The organism is Rhodopirellula sp. UBA1907, from assembly GCF_002337565.1.
In the GTDB taxonomy this organism is placed as follows: domain Bacteria; phylum Planctomycetota; class Planctomycetia; order Pirellulales; family Pirellulaceae; genus Rhodopirellula; species Rhodopirellula europaea.
Map to the genome: position 1 here is coordinate 151157 of NZ_DDGH01000101.1, position 17229 is coordinate 168385.

Consider the following 17229-nt stretch of genomic DNA (forward strand, 5'->3'; position numbering starts at 1 on the left):
CACGGTGACCAAGGTCACTGTGCGGGTTGCATCCAGTTGATTTCGAATGATGCGGGTTCCTGGGCAACATCGAGGTTTCCGAAGGCAACCGCGGTGACCGTTTGGGCATCCACTGAATCGGCGAACGTGACCGGATAAGCTTTGCCGTTCATCAATCGGACTTGGTAACCGTCGGATTCTTCTGCGTCGACAAATTTACCGAGAATGAACGCTCCGTCGGTTTGGCGATCTTCCTGCGGTGTGTCGATCCAAGCTGGTACCTGCTTGGCAAAGGAAATGAACAAGTTCTTGTTGGATTTGATGCGATCCACCAAAGATTGCAATTGGTCGTAATTGCCAGGCGAAGTTTCGGCAGACAAACGAGAGAGCATTCCATAGGCGAAGATCACCGCTTGGCCGTATTTGGGATCCGCTGCATCGATGCCCTCGAGTTGATTCAGCACCATGTCGATCTCGTCGATGGCAGCGGTCATGTCAGCATTGCTGTCATCGGACGCGGTGGCTTCTGGAGTGGCTGGCATTTCCGTGTCGTCGGAGGCCACTTCATCGATCGCTGGCGGCAATCCAGGCAGGCGATCCTGAGGCTCTTCGGCGGTTGGAGCTTCATCGGTTGTTGCTGGCGCGTCCATGGGAGCTTCCTCTTCGGAGGTCGCGATCGATTCCACAGGCGGTTTTGCCACTTCGGTGACCGATGGTTCGTCGGACGGCAATGGCTGAAGATCTTCCGGCGGCGTTTCAAGATCGTCTTCCGCAGCAGGCTTGTTGCTGCTCGTCGTCAAGTCGCTCAGTTCAGCCAAAACATCCGTGGCGGGGTCGGTTGCGGGGACCATGTCCGCTTCCGATGTGTCGAGTTCGACGGGGGGCGGTGTTGAGGTGTCATCGCTCGAGTCGTTGTTCAGTTCTTCTCCGAGCGAACGGCCTTCGGGCGCGTCGTCCATGATCGGTGGAACGTATCCACCGGGATTGACTGGTGCCGCGGCCGACCGTTGGACTTGGTTGGATGAACTGTAGGTTCCGTCGAGCGGATAGAACCCGAGGTTGGGGAGTTTGTCGAGGTACCACAGCAATCCACCGCCGACAGGCAACGCCAGCAGAGCACCGAGAATGGGTGATCCAACGGTTTTGATCAGCGACTTTTTCTTGCGGCGTTTTTTGTCGCTGGTGTAGATCGCCATCGGAGCCACTTCTGGTTCGGCTTCGACTGCTGAGTCGCTTCGATCTTCTGGGATGGTGAACTCATCCAAATCGTCGGCGTCGGCAGATGGTTCCACCGATGTGAGTTCGGGTTCGTTGGTTGGCGATTCGAAAACATCCGAATCCAGCGTTTCCAATTCGCCGACTTCTTCGGTCGTGTTGGCGGCCTCGGGTTCTGGCTCGAGCGTTTCAAGGCTGGATGCTTCAAGACCGGGAGCTGCACCCGCGAGAGCAAAGCCAGCTGAAGCAGCAGGCTCTTCATCGTCGACATCGACGGGTTCCAAATCCGCGAGTGGGTCTGCACCGGTGTTCAGGTCATCGCCCACCACGATCAAAGCGGGAGGCATCGCAGACTCAATCTCTTGTTGATCCAACGTCGACAAACACCACGGGCACTGAACCTGAGCCGTCGCTGCAACCTGTCCTGAAAGCAAACGATCAGGGATCCGGACTGATTCGTGGCAACGGGGACAAGGGGTGACCAACATGAGCGAGACCAATCCGGCGGGAATTGTTTGTTACGAGACTCGGGTATTGTAACTACGCTTCGCGGGCATTTCAGCCCGCCGATTGCGGGTCAATTTCTTCATCCGCGTGGCTCGTTTTCAGTTCATGGTTCAGGATCTCGAGCAGGGTTTGCAGGAACACCACCACCATGGGGCCCACCAAAATCCCGATCGGACCAAACACGGACACTCCACCGATCACACTGAGCAGAGCAAACAGTGGATGCAGTTGGCTGCGACCGTGCAGCACATAAACCTTGATGACATTATCAATCGATGAAACAACGGCTGCGCCATAGACCGCAAGGAAAGCGGCGGCGATCCAGCGTTGGTCTACCAAGCCCAACCACAACGCACACGGAACCCAAACCGACGCGGCTCCCAAAAAGGGAACCAAGGCCATCACACTGGTCAGGAACAATAGCAGCACGATTTGATCGAAACCGCAAAGCCAAAATCCAATGGTCGCCAAGATCCCTTGGACAACGGCGCTGGCAACACTCGCCAACACCACCGCTCGGCTGGTGCGATCAAACTCCATCAGCAGTTGATGTTCGTAGGCATCGTCCATCGGTGAGAGACGCATGAGCGTTCGGATCATCACCGGGCCATCGATCAAAAAGAAGTAGACCGAGACGACCAGGATCACCAAACCAAAGATGACTTGAACGACGATGCTGCCGGTCGCGCTTGTCAGCCGCACAAACCTGGGCTGCAAAGATTCGCGGGCCATTCGAATGAGCGACGAAAAGTCTTTTTCATCGGGGTTCGCGATCAGGCTGAGCTGGCTGCGAAGAGAACCGCCCAGCAGCTGATTCATCCAACTTCGGACCGCGGCGGCGGTCTTGACCGCTGGTTGTTCGAAGCGTTCGTTCTTATTCAATTGAACCAACAATTGAGGCTGCGGGTTTTCGGATGCTTCGCTCGGTGAGTCGGCATCGGATAATGGAGCATTGGTTGAATCGGTCTCGTCCTCGCTAGGTTCAACCGTGATGGCCGCTAAAGGTGGATCCGGCATTTCCGCGGGCGCTGATTCTTCAACGTCCTTCACTAGATCGGCATCGGCGTCCAGTTGATCGGGATCAATTTGGCCAAGCGATGATGTCGCTGGTCCGGAGGGTTTGGGAACAAGGTTGTCACTGATCGAAATGTCAATGTCTCGATCGATGTTCTCTGAGTCGATGGAAAGAATCAGCAGTTCCGCGTACTCGTTCAAATTGTTGATCGCGATTTCCGAGGCGGTCTCGGCGATACCAGCGTTGGGAACTTCGGATTGCAGGTAGTTGATGATCGCGGCAGCCTGCTGAAGCTCGTTGATCTTGGCTCGCACGGCTTGCGGATCATCCGCTCTTGGCACGTTGATGTCGCCAACGATTCGGTCCAGTTCGCGAAAGTGTTCGGGATGTGGGAGAGACAATCCGACTTGCGAGCGGACTCGTTCCATCGCGACTGACATGTTGCTCAGGTTCATTTTGCTGAGCAGGATCGTGAACTGGGTCGTCGCGACGGAGACCAGAACTCCCAGCGGCAGCAAGACGATGAACAGAATCAACGCGGTCGTTGTTCCCGCGGCCAACCGACGACGTCGTCCGACTTTTTCGAAAATCCACAAATGGACAGGGCGGAAAATGACAACCAAAAGGGCTGCCAAAAAGAGCGGGACGAAGAAACCGATCATCAATCGGTAGAACAAAACCCCGACCGCCAAGATGCCGATCACCAGCATCACCACGGACATGATCCGCGAGAGGGATGGCAGCTGGGGAAAGAGGATTTGTTTGCGGGTGCCGGGTTGAACCGGCGTCTCGGAACTCTCGTCCGTGGAGTCGCCGATCACCGCGGTGAGTTTTTCCGGTGAGTCAGTCGCCTCGGTTTCGCCATCCTGAGGCGGTGACTCAGGTTCGCTTGCGTTTGTGGAACTCGAGTCGACAGGCGGATCAGAGTCACTGCCGCTTCGGCGGCTCGGCTGGTTCTTTTTTCGTCGTCCCACAAACTCCCTTTCAATTTTGAGTCGCTGCGATCGCGTCGCCTTCCAAAGCGATCCCAATATTCGACGTCACGGCATCGCGATTGATGGACAACGTGATGCGGTGGCGACCTCGCGACAAGGGGAGATTCTTCAATTGCCAGGTCGGCATCGGTTTCCCGTCGACCCAGGCTTCGATGCCGTCCCATTCGTTGCCGCTACCGGCGGCGTCTGTTTTCGACTGCAATTTCAATTGGATGTCGGTGGTCGTCGCATCGGAATCAGCCGGCGTGACTTCGATGTCGAAACGAATGAAGCTGGTCGGCGGCGTGTGGCGATGCTGTTTGAATTTGTCGAGTTCTTCCAATCGAACTTTGCCGTCCACCATCGTCGTGAGGGCTCGCCAAGTCATGGCGGGATCGTCTTGAGCCGCCGTGTCGACGCTGGTTCGGTTCAGTCGACTGTTCGCGGCGGGCGTGTAGTTCATCGCCTCGAGGCTTCGGACCAGATTCTCCGTCGAAACGGTGAATTGCGGATCGCGTCCGAGAGCCGCAAGGAACGTCGTGAGGTCGACCAGCTCTGTTTCGGTCAGATTGTCGAGCAAACCTTCGGGCATCAACGATTTGCCCGGTGCATCATCCAAGATCGCATCGATTTCAATTTCTCGCACGGTGCCGTTGGCCAACCGCAAACGGATCGCATCGTCGGTTTCGCCGATGGAAATGCCGCTGATGACTTCTCCGTCTTCGGTCAAAATCTTGCGAGTGGAATAGCCTTCTTTCAGCCGAGCACTTGGGTCGAGCAGCGATTCCAGAACATAGTCCGGTTGGGAACTGCCGCCCAATGAGACCAAGTTGGGGCCAACGAGTCCTCCGCCTTGTCCAATGGCGTGGCAGGAAATGCATTGCAATTCATTGCGGCGATAAACCAGTTCACCTCGCGAGGCCGAACCTGTTTCCCGCACTCGTTTGAGCAACCGATCTTTCAGCTCCGGCGACAAGACCCAGGTCGCATCGTCGAGCTTGCCGGACTTGCGGATTGCTTGTTCCAACCCGGCGTTGCCACCAGCGGAGCGGACCGATCGCAGCAATGTCCGAGCGGTATCGGAAGGCAATTCCATGTCGCTCATTTTCGCGGCGTATCGTTTCACCAAATCCGGCCGCGAGAGCGAGCTGACCAACCAGTTTTCGGCGGCCTTTGTTAATTTGGCTTCGGTCAAAGCGTCCAAGACCAACGGAACCGCCGCACCGGGACGCGAGTTGACCAAGCCATCGATCGCCGCAGTTCGATCAGCGATCGACCCTTCTTTGGCGATGCTCATCAATTGTTGATTGGCCTTGGGAGACGAGAGCGATGCCAATGCGTTGATCCAAATTCGCCGGTCCTCTGCAGCCGCGTCCGAGCGAGTTTGAATGGCGGATAACAAGGTTGCTTCCGTGGATTGCAATTTCCATTGCTGCGTCGCTCGCGAAATCCATCGCATCGTGGACGCCTTCAGTTGGCCGGCGTCTTGTTTGGCTAGCCATTGATTCACGCTGGCGTTTGCTTTGGCAGGAGCAACGTTCTTGCGTGGTGCCGTCGCATCCAGCAATGTGCTGATGCGGCGTTCGACGTGAGTTGGATTTCCGGACAACAACCGCTTGAGGACGCCGCCGAGTTGTTCTGCGGTCGCGACTTCGCCAACAGCTTGAAGCCATTGGTCATCGGCTTCGTCCGAAGAGATTTCTTCCCATTCGATGCGGTCAATCAACAGCTTCGCCGCGTCGGCATTGCCAACGGCTCGGACTGCCCACGCCAGCGTTTGCGGGGATTGTTCCCAAATCTCTTGCAGCGTGTCGTTTCCATCTTGCCAGTGCTCCGCCGTTTCGCGAACGGATTGCCACAAAGCGAAGTCGATCGATTTTTGCGACGCCAATGGTTGGTCCGATGCGAGCAAACGCGAGAGAATCTGGTGGAGCCAGACCGCTGATTCTTCGGTGTCCAATTGGCCGCACTGCACGATGACTTCCAGGGTCAATGCGAGGTCGGTGATCTCCGTTGCGGCACCGACCAGTTTGGCCGCATCGGCCATGGCTTGTTTGGCGGTGGGGGCGTTCAGCGTCGTGAGTTGGTTGGCTGATCGGAACTGACTTCTCAGCCAAGCTGCGGCGTTGTCCGGAACCGAACTTGGATCGGACTTCCACGATTCAATTCGTGCCATCGCGAGTGGCATAGCGACCGTTTGGAGAGCCGCTTCGCGAAGCCACTGTGCTTCCAGCGTGCGAGTCGCCAGTTGGTCGCCACCTTGGTTAACCCATTCGTCCACCGTGTCGAAGAAGCCCGGATCTTCCAGGTGATCCCACAACGTTTGACGAGCAAATTGACGGACCGCGAGCGATTCGTCTTCGAGGTAGCCCAGCAGTTCGGATGTGGTCGCGGACAGGAAGTCCGGCCATGGATCGAGCGGTCGATCGGGAAAGGACAGTCGCCAGATACGACCATGTTCAGTGTCGCGACGCGGATCGCGAAAGTCGACTTCGCCGTGTTGAATGATGGGGTTGTACCAGTCGGCAATCAGCATGGTTCCGTCGGGAGCCATGCGAGCATCGATGGGACGGAATGCAACGTGTTCGGTCGTTACCAGTTCGGGTTGTTGGCGGCTGATGTAATCGGCCCCATTAGGACGCACGCTGAACCGGCACACGCGGTGGCTGCGGAAGTCATTGGTGACCAAGTCACCTTGCCATTCTGGTGGAATGTGTGTTCCGGAGAGCACTTCCAAACCGCAGTGTTTGGGGCTGCCGGGGTTCAGTCCCAGCAACCATCGGGTCGCACCGGGAGAGGTTTTGAACACGGCATCGGGGAAGGCGTGGGTTATCCCATCAAAGGCGGCTCCATCGGTCACGAAGGATTCGCCGGAGCGGTTGACGATGTGCCCCCAAGGATTGATGAACCCTTTGCAAAAAATATCCAGTTGTCCGGTGCTGGGGCGATAACGCCAGATCCCGCCTCCGTCCAAACGTTTGGTTCCATCGGGCGTGTCGATGTGCGAGTGAATGTAGATGGATTGGTTGAAGTACAAGCATCCGTCGGGACCCCAACGAAGTGTGTGCACCAAGTGGTGTGTGTCCTCGGTACCGAACCCGCTCATCACGACGCGTCGTTCGTCGGCGACGCCATCGTGGTCGGTGTCTTTGAAGTACAGCAGTTCGGTGCTGGCCGCGACGTAGGCGGCGTGGGGCCCGTCGGGGATCACACCCGTGGGAATCAACAACCCGTCCGCGAAAACGGTGCTGGATTCGGCGACGCCGTCTTTGTCCAAATCTCGTAGCACGACAATTTGGTCGTTGGGGATCTCACCCGGTTTGACTTGCGGGTAGGACTCGCTGCTAGCCACCCAAAGAGCCCCCGTGCAGTCGAAGTTCATTTGGATCGGTTTACGAATCGCGGGATCCGCCGCGAAAAGATTGATCGCCGCTTTGGGATCCAACTTCATCGCCGCCGCTTCAGCGTTCGGATCAGGTTCCGGGATGTCGGTCAGGTCTCGTTGAGCGTTTGCAACGGTTGCAAAACAGCTGAGACAAACCGCAAAACAAAGCGAAAGAGGGGGGCGCCGGAGATTCATTCTTGGGATTCAATTCTTGACAGAAAATCAGGATGGGCTCTTCTAGTTTCCACACGAACGCTAACAATCTATCAGGTTTTCGTCCCGAAACTGCCATGCTGCGACACTCCATCTGGCGTGCCCCTACCTAGCGAACCCGTAAGCCCGGAATGACCGCCGCACCCGAATCCGTTCGACTCTTTCAGACTCACGAGATGGAGTCATTGCGCCGTGATCGTCGGTTGGATCCGCAGGTGTTTCGGAAACTGCGAAACGATCTGCTGAAGAAGTTTGAATCCGACGAAGCGGTTTTAGAGAAGTATCCGGTGGCCGAGGCGATCGAACTTCACTCGTTGAAGCTGTATCAGCGAATGGATTCTGAGATCGACGGAGCGACCAAGCTGCTGTTCGAAACCGAGTCGGGCATGCTGATCGAATCCGTGATCCTTCGCATCGCGACGGGACGCACGACGCTGTGCGTTTCAAGCCAGATCGGATGTGCCGCCGCGTGTGACTTTTGTGCGACCGGCAAAATGGGAATCGCGAAGAACCTGGCGACCGAAGAGATTCTGGACCAAGTCGTTCAAGCCGGGCAGATTCTACGAGGTGAAGACCGGAGGCTGAGCAACATCGTGTTCATGGGGATGGGCGAACCGTTGCACAACGAGGTGAACGTGACCGAAGCGATTGAGTTGCTGACGGCACCGGATCACTTTGCTCGTTCGCCGTCGACGGTATTGGTTTCGACGGTCGGCGTTCCCGCAGGGATGCTTCGTTTGGCAAAGAGATTTCCGAATTTAAATCTGGCTCTCAGTCTGCATTCCGCTGATCAAACCACTCGTGAAAAGATCATCCCATTGGGCAAGAAGGCATCGCTGACGCAATTGCATGATACGATTGATGAGATCCAATCGATCCAAGATCGCGAATTCATGATCGAATACCTGATGCTTCGCGATGTGAATGATTCCACGGAAGATGCGAATCGATTGATCGACTGGATTGGCGATCTGCGAGTGCATGTGAATTTGATTCCATACAACACGATCGAAGCGTCCCCTCATCTGTACGCATCACCGCGACCGGTCATCGAATCGTTCGCTGACATCTTGAAAGCATCCGGTTTGAAGACCACGGTGCGATACAGTTTGGGCAATGACATCGAAGCCGCGTGCGGACAGTTGATTCGCCAAGAGAACCGTCAGCGGGCCATGCAGGCTCGGCGGGCGGAGTCGAATTCCGACTCACATGTTGGCTTCCTCGACGTGCGGCAAGTCGTCGATGGTCTCGAGTCCCAGAAGAACAAGTAATCGCTCGGCGGGATAAAACCGCGAAACCAGTTTGTCAGTGCCGTCGCCGGGCTCCCGTTTCACTTCGACGAGGCGACGACGAACCATTTGGTTGAGCAGCGAACCGCTGTCGCGGCCTCGCAAATCGGTGACTCGGGCTGATGTGATGCCAGGTTGGTACGCGACCAAGGACAGCACTTCGACCGCGGATTGGTTCAACCGCGTTTCGCGAATTTTGCCGGTGAAAGCCGCGCGAACTGATTCGACTTCGGGGGCGATCACCATGCGGTACCCACCGTCTTGTTCGACAATTCGTATTCCCTGTCGCTCGGCACGATAGGACGCATTGAGTTGGTCGATGATGTCGATGACCTCCTCCGGTGAAAAGCCACGCATGATCGAGGCCAGACGCGGCGGTGTCAGAGGCAGGTTGTCTGGATGCCCGACGAACAATGCCGCTTCCACGATGGCTTCGGGAGTCGCGGCCTGATCGGCGGAGGCGTCCAATTCGGCGGAGCTTTGTGCTGCGACTGCCAGTGCTTCGTCGCTGTCTGGATCTTCTTCGATGAACTCTTCGGCGGATTCGTTTTCGCTTGGTTTGGGATCCGGTTCGGAACGCAATAACTCGGCCGGATCCAGATCGGCCGGGGCTTCGTCACCACTTTCTGACATTGCGGCAACGCGGGCGTATGCGGCCCCGAGTTGCTCCAGCGAGAAGCCTTCTTCGTCGTCATCGAACTCGTTGTCGAGTTCGCCTTCGTTATCTGACAATTCGTTTTCTGGTTGCCCGGTTTCAGCGTGCTTCTCTTCTTCAGCGTGCTCATCTTCGGGCGAGTCGGTTGGTTCATTCATGGAAGTTTTGCCGCAATTGTTTCATGCCTCGGTGCAGCAGTCCCGCGACCGATCCAGTGGTCTTGTCCATTCGCTCCGCGACTTCGGACAGTTTCAATCCTTCGAGGTAATGCATCGCGATCGCGTCTCGCTGGGCTTCTGGCAACGATTCGATCGCCTCGGCCAATGACACCAGCGATTCGCCCACCATCGCGTGTTGGCTGGGCGTGCCGACATCGCCGGCAAGTAAACCTTCCAGCCGCATGGACGATTGTGCCACCCGCTGTTCCATCGATCGTTCGCGGCGAATGTCGCGTTTGTCGCGGTGCAGATCGCGATCCAGGTGACACATTTGCCGCACCAAAATTTTCCGCAACCAAGCCCGCCATTCGGCTTCCGTTGTGCCGCGATATTGATCGATGGCGGCAACGGCTTGCATCATCGTTTGTTGAACGATGTCGGATGCGCCCAGTTTGGCTTTGTAGCTCGCTCGCATCTGCATTCGAGCCAACATTCTCAAATACGGCTCGTACCGAGCGATTTCTTCGGCTCGGGCGGGCGATTCGTGGGGCTCGGAGGGGGCGGATTCGGAGGGATCGTTGGACGTCATCGTTGGTTCGATCGGGTTTGTCGCTTCGCGGGTTGCCAGCGGACCGTTACAGTAGCAGAACTTTCCGGGCGGATTGGAGACGTTCCGGACACATTTCATTGCCTGAAACCGTTTGATTGATCGCCTGATGGCTCGCGAAGCAATTTACCAACAATCGAATCCAGACCCTGGCGGGGATCCACCGGAAGATGGTCCTCCGAATGAAAAAGGCGTCGCGGATGGCGGGGAGGAGCCCGATCGCGGTCCCGATCCGGATGTCACCCTGCGCCCGCAACGCATGGCGGAAATGGTCGGTCAGCAGGACGTGATCGAACGGTTGCGAATTGCGATCGACGCGGCTCAAGTGCGTGGCGAACCGCTGGGGCATATTCTGTTCGATGGACCGCCCGGATTGGGAAAGACCACGTTTGCGACGGTCATTCCTTCGGAAATGAAAACGACGGTCCAAATGGCCAACGGTGCTGGGCTGAAAGCGCCGCGGGATCTGCTGCCGTACCTGACGAACGTCTCGCGAGGATCGGTGCTGTTCATCGATGAAATTCACCGGGTCCCGCGAGCGATCGAAGAGTACCTGTACACTGCGATGGAAGACTTTCGAATCGACATCGTGCTGGGCGAAGGCGTCAATGCGCGAACGTTGAACCTGAGTTTGGAGCCGTTCACGTTGATCGGCGCGACCACGCGAGCCGGAATGTTGACGGCTCCGCTGCGAGACCGGTTCCAGATCCGTGAGCACTTGGGGTGGTACACGCGAAAAGAGTTGGCGGAGATCGTGCTTCGCAATTCGAAGAAGCTGAACATCGAAGTGGACCCAACATCGGCCGGAGTGATCGCGGATCGAAGTCGCAGCACACCTCGGTTGGCCAACAACCGATTGTTGTGGGTTCGCGACTACGCCCAAAGCAAAACGAAAGGCAACGTGGAAGCGAGTGTCTGCGAAGCGGCTTTGGATATGATCGGGATCGATCATCTAGGACTCGATAAACAAGACCGCAACTACTTGGATACGTTGATGCGAGTTTTCCTCGGCGGACCGGCCGGGTTGGATGCGATCGCCCACACGATGAATGTCAGCTCAGACACGCTCGAAGACGAGGTCGAGCCGTTTCTGCTGCGAAGTGAGTTGTTGGTTCGAACCCGACGAGGACGCTTGGCAACTCCGAAAGCGTTTGAGCACATGAAACGGCCAATGCCTGATCGGCCTCTTTAAAGGCTGAATGATCTCTTTCTCCGAGGAAATGAAGACTCAACGATTCCTCGGAGATTTTGCGAGAGATTGCCAAGATGGGGGCTCAACCAACGAAGAAAGTTTGTGATCACACCAGCCCCTTTCAATTTGTGACAGCAACGATGAATGACACCGACGAAACCGTCCTTTGGGAAGCGGAGTTCAATCCCAAAGTCAAAGTGTATTGGTTGATCAGTGCCGTGCTGACCACGTTTCTGACAATCTTTCTGATCCCGTTGTTGCCGCTGATCGCGCCACTGGCTTGGTACATTTCGGGACTGTATCTGAAGAGTCATCGTTGCACGCTGACCGAGCGAACTCTGAAAGTCAGTCGTGGTGTTTTGGTGCGGCAGGAAAAAACGGTGCCATTGGACCGCATCACGGACTTGGGTTTGGTTCAAGGACCGATCATGCGGTCGTTGGAGTTGGAAGCGGTCAGTGTGGAGACCGCGGGCCAGTCAGGACCGGGCTCGTTGGTTCGTCTGACCGGCATCCGAAACGGCCGAGCTTTTCGCGATGCGGTGTTGAAGCAGCGTGACATGGTCACCGGTGGCGAGCCCGCTCGTTTGACCGCTCCCACCACGCAGCCCGATCTGTCGCGGGATGCCAACGTTCAAACGACACTGACCGAGATCCGCGATATCTTGAAGCGGATCGAAGCTCGATCAACGTCGCTGTAAACGACGGAATCCTGTAGCTCGGTGGTCTCCACCGAGACGATCATGGTTTCGGCAACAAGTTCTCGGTGGAGGAGCACCGAGTTACAGGTTTTGGTTGAGCTGTAGGTTTACTTCTGGTTGTCGGGGCCGAGGTGCCAGTCCATTGCGTCCTTCATGATGCTGGCGTTGATCTGAAGCATTTGTCGCTTCATCGCTTCGACCCGCTCGGGTTGTTCCGCAGCCAAATTCCTTGTTTGGCCAGGATCATCCTTCAAGTTGTACAACTCGAAATTGTGATACGTGCCGGTCTTGATCGCGGGAATCCACTTCTCTTCGAACAGGTTTTTGTTCGACATCTCGTAGTCCCGAAAGCCGACCAGAGAGTAGTCACCGTCTCGCATCGCAACGATGGGTTGAGATCTTTGCAAATGCCAAAACAAAGGTTGGTGACGCTCGAATGACTCGGCGTGCCCGGTCAACAGTGGCGTGAGGTCGCTGCCGTCAAGGTGAACCCGGGGTGGTGCGATTTTCAACATCCCACAGATTGTGGGCAGCACGTCGACCAAACCGGCAGGCTGATCCAAGACGACTCCCGCGGGAATGTGTCCCGGCCAGTGGAAGATTCCTGGCACGCGAATTCCGCCTTCCCAGTTGGCTCCCTTTCGTCCGCGAAGATTGCCGACCCGATCGGTTCGATAGCTGCCATTGTCCGATGCATAGATGATCAGTGTGTTTTCGCGAACACCCAATGCATCCAATTTCACGAGCAGCCGTTGGATGGCTTGATCGGTGTTGTCGATGGTTCCCGAGTAGATCGCGGCTTTGTCGTTCACCTTCCCGTATTTCTGCGTGACTTCATCAGGTGCCGCGATCGGTGCGTGCGGTTCGTGAAACCAAACGTTCAAAAAGAATGGCTGCTCCGGCTGGGATTCGCGATGGCGGTCCATCCATCCGATCGCTTCGTCCGCGACGAGTTGGCAGGAGTAGCCTTTTAGTTGACCGACCGGTTCACCATTGCGAATGAAGTTGTCCGGGTTGTGGTGGCTGGGTTGGGCGTTGTTCCAGGTAGCAAACCAGTGATCGAACCCGTGTTGATCGGGTGTTGGTTTGTCGCGGTCCCCGGTGGGCAGTCCCAAGTGCCATTTGCCAACGTGAGCGGTTGCGTATCCAGCGCCTCGGAGGACTTCCGCCAGCGTGGTTTCTCGCAAACGCAGGTGGGAGTTTTGTGATTCGTCCTGAATCCAGCTGTAGACACCGGCGCGAATGTGATGGCGGCCGGTAATCAGCGTGGCCCGCGAAGGTGAGCAAACCGCGCATCCTGAATAGAACTGTTGAAATCGGGTTCCGCCGGCAGCCAGGTGATCGATCGTCGGCGTTTCGACGGGACCGCCGTAGCAGCCTACATCGCGGTATCCTAGGTCATCGGCGAGCAGCATGACGACGTTCGGCCGAGGGGCCTGGGCGTGGGCATCGCCAGCGAGCTGACCGAAAGTCAGGATCGAAGTGATGAGCAACAGTCCAGTGGACCAAGACCGTTGGGCGGAACGGTGTGGAAACGTTGGAAGATGGGGAGGGTTGCTTGGCATGGCAGTTGGGCGGGATAGGAGGAAGGCGGGGACGCGGCAGTTTGTGGTGCGCCTGTCGAGGTCATCCAACGCATCTTAAACGAAGTGACGGCGACGGATTGGGCGTCTGCGGGAGGGGAACGTTTGGCGTGGTTGGATGCGAGGAACATAGGCACCGGCATCGAGAGCGAGCACGCAAATGGTTGAGGCGAGTTGGGTTGGGTGAAATCCAACTGAATTTGGCTTGTGTGTGGGCAATCGGCTTTCGTAGGGTCGCGGCAGGATCGCGCAATTCGTTTTGCGTTGGTCTGTGAAGTCGTTCCTCCCGCATTTCCCGCTCGAGCTGATACCCGCTTGGCTGATCGGTTCCAACCTTTCGACACATTGCCTCGTCCTTCGCGTGAAACACATTCACCCGTGGCGAGGTTGGCTGCTGCGCCATGTCGACTGAATCGTTCTGTGCTCACCGCATGGATTGGTGCGGTGATTTACGTGTTGCTGAGCCTTTCGCCGGCGTCGGCCCAGCAAGTTGCGGAACCTTCGGTATACGAAGTCACCGATGTTTCACGGACATTGCAGTTGTCCGGAGATGTCGTGAACCGTTGGCATCAAGGTGATCGAGAGTTCACGTTGGTGCGCGGCAACGTGGAATTGAAATACGAAGGCAAGCGATACCAAGCCGCCTCGGTTTTCGTCGCATTGTCCGGCAAGCAAAAAGAATTGACGGCTAGCCTGTTGATGGATCGCGTGACGTTGGGGCCGGGCCAGACAACCACTCAGCCGATCGTGCGGACCGTTCATTTGGAGTCGGTGCCGATTGTCAGAGCCGAGCAGTATCGCGGACGGGCCGAGATTTCACCGGCATGGTGGGCGAAAATGGGCATCCGCACGGACGTTCCCAGCCAACCCACGCAGTCCAATCAACTCGGCTCGGGATCGGCCCCTCCGGATTCTCAGTACATCCAACCCGTTCAGTATCTTGAGCCGGTGATGGGAGAGCCCAATTTGCCGTCGGGCGGTTTGGTGCTCGATCCTCCCATGGTTTCCAACCAGCCACCTCCGGTGCAGAGTTTTCAACCTCCAATAACGCAGACTCCTCCGTCTGTTACCACGACGCCAAGCATCACGGGGCTTGGGGGATCACCCTTTATCGTCGCAGGTGGCACGCGAGCGATCAGCATTACATCTCGCGGGTCGAATACGCCCGCGGAACTGCAATACATCAATCGTCCCGGTACAAACGAATCGGTGGCAATTGGCCGTGGAGGGATCACCGTGACCGTCCAAGACGTTTCGGCTCGTTTGCCGAGCGGCGAAATCATGCCACTCGGCACGGTGTCGTTGTCAGCCAATCGGATCGTCGCTTGGATGCCTCGACTGAGTGACGTCTTTCAAGGGATCCAGGATTTCAAATCCAACGACGGAGAGATTTATCTCGAAGGCGACATCGTGTTCCAGCAAGGTGACAGGGTCATCTACGCCGAATCGATGTACTACAACGTCACCCAAGAAGTCGGCATGGTGTTGGATGCTGAGACGATCACAACGATTCCCGAATATGCGGGGACGGTGCGATTGAAAGCGGAGGTGATGCAGCAGATCAATCGCGGCAACTTCACCGCCATCGACGCCGCAGTCACCAGCAGTCGTATGGGTGTGCCTCGCTATTGGTTGCAAAGCAATCGTTTGGAATTGACCCAGCGATCCATCGTGCGTGCCGATCCGATCACGGGACAACCGATCGCGGATAGCGAACCGATCATCACCAGCGGCGGCAACTTCGTCTATCTGGGCGGCGTGCCCGTGCTGGCTTGGCCGAGGTTCACGACACCGCTTCGAAAGCCGACGTTTTATTTGACCGGTGCGGATGTTCGGAACGACGACATCTTTGGCACGCAGGTTTTGTTGGAATGGGATCTGTTCCAATTGCTCGGGTTCACGAACCCTCCCGATGGCGTCGAAACCATTCTGCTGACCGATTACTTGAGCGAACGCGGTCCCGCGGTGGGGACTCGAACAACGTACGCGCTGCCCAGCTTGTTTGGGTTTGGCGGACCGGCATCTGGAAACTACGACAGCTACATCATCAAAGACGACGGATTGGACGTCCTCGGACAAGGCCGTCGTGACCTGCAGCCTGAAGAAACCTATCGCGGTCGAGCGACATTGCAGCATCGACATCACTTGGCCGGCGATTGGGAATTCATCGCCGAGGTGGGCTATTTGAGTGATCGCAATTTCCTAGAACAGTATTTCGAGTCGGAGTGGGATCAAAACGCCGATCATCGGACTGGATTGCGATTCCGTAAGTATGCCGGTTCGCAGATGTTGGACATCGCGGCGAACTTCCAAGTCAACGATTTCTTCATGGAAACCGAAGAGCTGCCAACGATCGAGCACTACGCTCTCGGTGGATCCATTTTCGCGGACACGCTGACTTGGTCGATGCACAACGAGATCGGGTACAAGCATTTGCAAGTGGCCGATGCTCCGGAGGATCCGGTGATCGCCGCGGGCACGTTCACGTTGCCGGGTGAGCTGGACCGCGAAGGTGTGGTGACACGAACACGGCAGGAAATCTCGGCGCCGATCGATGCTGGTCCGGTCAAGGTGATTCCGTTCGCGATAGGTGAAGCGGCACACTACGGCGAAGGAGCCAACGGCGACGACGTGACGCGGTTGTGGGGCGGCGGCGGTTTGCGTTTGAACCTACCCATGTCGCGAGTCGATCCAACGATCCAAAGTTCCCTGCTGAATATTCGCGGATTGGCTCACAAGATCGATTGGTCGGCGGAGTACTTCTATGCCGACAGCGACACGGACATGGATGAGCTGCCTTACTACGATCCGCTCGATGACAACGCTCAAGAAGAGTTTCGACGCGTGTTCACCGGGACCTTGTTTGGAGGCACACTGCCGCCGGAGTTCGATCCAAGAAATTATGCGTTCCGTCAGGGCATTCAGCGCAACGTGACCAGCCCCAGCGACACAGTTGTCGATGACCTGCAGCAGTTGCGTTTGGGAATGAAGCATCGTTTCCAAACCAAACGCGGACTGCCGGGGCGTGAACGGATTGTCGATCTGTTCCGGTTTGACATGGAAACGATTTTGTATCCGAAGGAAGATCGCGACAACTTTGGTGAGACGCTTGGCCCGACAATGTTTGATGCTCAGTACAACATCGGTGATCGCTTCACGTTGCTGAGCGATGGCTACATTGACTTCTTCGACAATGGCCTGCGTTCGATCAGTGCCGGTTTCCGCACGAGTCGTCCCGGTTTGGGAGATTTGTATGTTGGTGTGCTGTCGATGGAAGGGCCAATCAGCAGCACAGTTCTGCGAACCAGTTTGGACTACCGTTTGAATCACAAATGGATTGTTTCAGCTGGAAACGTGTATGACTTTGGCGAGACCGGCAACGTTGGTCAGACGCTTGGTTTGACGCGTGTTGGCGAATCGTTCTTGGTCCAGTTGGCGGCCAGCGTCGATGCGGGACGCGACAACACAAGCATTGGGTTCATGGTCGAACCTCGCTTCCTGCCATCCACCCGACTTGGTCGCTTGGGCGGTCAGCTGATTCCGCCGCCTGGCGTCGAAGGGTTGGAGTGATGGCTCCGAAACCGGGATCTTGGGCCGCGAAATTTCGTTGTGCCACGCTCGGGGTTTGGTTCGCGTTTGGTGGGCAAAGCAGTTTCTGGGTTCATCTGCCAGTCACCGCGGCGGTGATCGCCATTGCCGCTTGGCTACATTTGGAGCCGGTCCAATGGGCCGTTTTGATTCTCGCGATCGGCGGCGGCG

General features: G+C 56.7%; 11 protein-coding genes. 5 read left to right on the forward strand and 6 right to left on the reverse strand.

What is annotated here, in order from left to right; translation table 11 throughout:
* Positions 1–14: 14 nt before the first annotated feature.
* The 3 genes from B2R17_RS25540 to B2R17_RS25550 form a co-directional block, all read right to left on the reverse strand.
* Positions 15–1682, reverse strand: coding sequence for a hypothetical protein (locus tag B2R17_RS25540; protein ID WP_286766224.1), 1668 nt, complete (start codon positions 1680–1682; stop codon positions 15–17).
* Between the two features lie 70 nt (positions 1683–1752).
* A complete protein-coding gene (locus tag B2R17_RS25545; RefSeq protein ID WP_286766225.1) occupies positions 1753–3690 on the reverse strand; it encodes an AI-2E family transporter in 1938 nt (645 codons plus the stop codon).
* A 10-nt stretch (positions 3691–3700) separates the two neighbouring features.
* Positions 3701–7270 carry a PVC-type heme-binding CxxCH protein gene (locus B2R17_RS25550; RefSeq protein WP_286766226.1) on the reverse strand — a complete coding sequence of 1190 codons (3570 nt, stop codon included), beginning with the start codon at positions 7268–7270 and terminating at the stop codon, positions 3701–3703.
* Between the two features lie 149 nt (positions 7271–7419).
* Between B2R17_RS25550 and rlmN the strand changes: the two genes are divergently transcribed.
* Complete coding sequence (gene rlmN, locus B2R17_RS25555) at positions 7420–8559, forward strand: 23S rRNA (adenine(2503)-C(2))-methyltransferase RlmN (protein ID WP_286766227.1); 1140 nt, start codon at positions 7420–7422, stop codon at positions 8557–8559.
* Here the strand turns inward: rlmN and B2R17_RS25560 are convergent.
* Both B2R17_RS25560 and B2R17_RS25565 read right to left on the reverse strand, forming a co-directional pair.
* Positions 8494–9390: an SMC-Scp complex subunit ScpB gene (locus B2R17_RS25560; protein WP_286766228.1), complete on the reverse strand. Its 897-nt coding sequence runs from the start codon at positions 9388–9390 to the stop codon at positions 8494–8496. The genes rlmN and B2R17_RS25560 overlap by 66 nt on opposite strands.
* A complete protein-coding gene (locus tag B2R17_RS25565) occupies positions 9383–9979 on the reverse strand; it encodes a sigma-70 family RNA polymerase sigma factor (RefSeq protein ID WP_286766229.1) in 597 nt (198 codons plus the stop codon). The genes B2R17_RS25560 and B2R17_RS25565 overlap by 8 nt, the downstream gene beginning before the upstream one ends.
* Before the next feature lie 112 nt (positions 9980–10091).
* On the opposite strand from B2R17_RS25565, the gene ruvB reads away from it, so the two are divergent.
* Together ruvB and B2R17_RS25575 are read left to right on the forward strand one after the other, a co-directional pair.
* Complete coding sequence (gene ruvB / locus B2R17_RS25570; protein ID WP_286766230.1) at positions 10092–11189, forward strand: Holliday junction branch migration DNA helicase RuvB; 1098 nt, start codon at positions 10092–10094, stop codon at positions 11187–11189.
* A gap of 140 nt (positions 11190–11329) precedes the next feature.
* The gene (locus B2R17_RS25575) at positions 11330–11887 is read left to right on the forward strand and encodes a PH domain-containing protein (protein WP_286766231.1); all 558 of its coding nucleotides are present in this window, start codon (positions 11330–11332) and stop codon (positions 11885–11887) included.
* 107 nt (positions 11888–11994) lie between these two features.
* On the opposite strand, the gene B2R17_RS25580 is transcribed toward B2R17_RS25575, so the two are convergent.
* Positions 11995–13302, reverse strand: coding sequence for a sulfatase-like hydrolase/transferase (locus B2R17_RS25580; protein WP_286766232.1), 1308 nt, complete (start codon positions 13300–13302; stop codon positions 11995–11997).
* Between the two features lie 432 nt (positions 13303–13734).
* Here B2R17_RS25580 and B2R17_RS25585 point away from each other — a divergent pair, with 432 nt between their 5' ends.
* Positions 13735–17040, forward strand: a complete 3306-nt coding sequence (locus B2R17_RS25585; protein ID WP_286766233.1) for an organic solvent tolerance protein OstA — start codon at positions 13735–13737, stop codon at positions 17038–17040.
* On the forward strand, positions 17040–17229 hold a 190-nt coding region (locus tag B2R17_RS25590; RefSeq protein ID WP_286766234.1), incomplete at its 3' end, for a diacylglycerol kinase. The genes B2R17_RS25585 and B2R17_RS25590, both read left to right, overlap by 1 nt.

Coding starts and splice junctions, on each gene's coding strand:
- B2R17_RS25540 (WP_286766224.1), bottom strand. CDS start 1,682: ATGTTGGTCACCCCTTGTCCCCGTTGCCACGAATCAGTCCGGATCCCT.
- B2R17_RS25550 (WP_286766226.1), bottom strand. CDS start 7,270: ATGAATCTCCGGCGCCCCCCTCTTTCGCTTTGTTTTGCGGTTTGTCTC.
- rlmN (WP_286766227.1), top strand. CDS start 7,420: ATGACCGCCGCACCCGAATCCGTTCGACTCTTTCAGACTCACGAGATG.
- B2R17_RS25560 (WP_286766228.1), bottom strand. CDS start 9,390: ATGAATGAACCAACCGACTCGCCCGAAGATGAGCACGCTGAAGAAGAG.
- B2R17_RS25565 (WP_286766229.1), bottom strand. CDS start 9,979: ATGACGTCCAACGATCCCTCCGAATCCGCCCCCTCCGAGCCCCACGAA.
- B2R17_RS25575 (WP_286766231.1), top strand. CDS start 11,330: ATGAATGACACCGACGAAACCGTCCTTTGGGAAGCGGAGTTCAATCCC.
- B2R17_RS25580 (WP_286766232.1), bottom strand. CDS start 13,302: ATGCTGCTCGCCGATGACCTAGGATACCGCGATGTAGGCTGCTACGGC.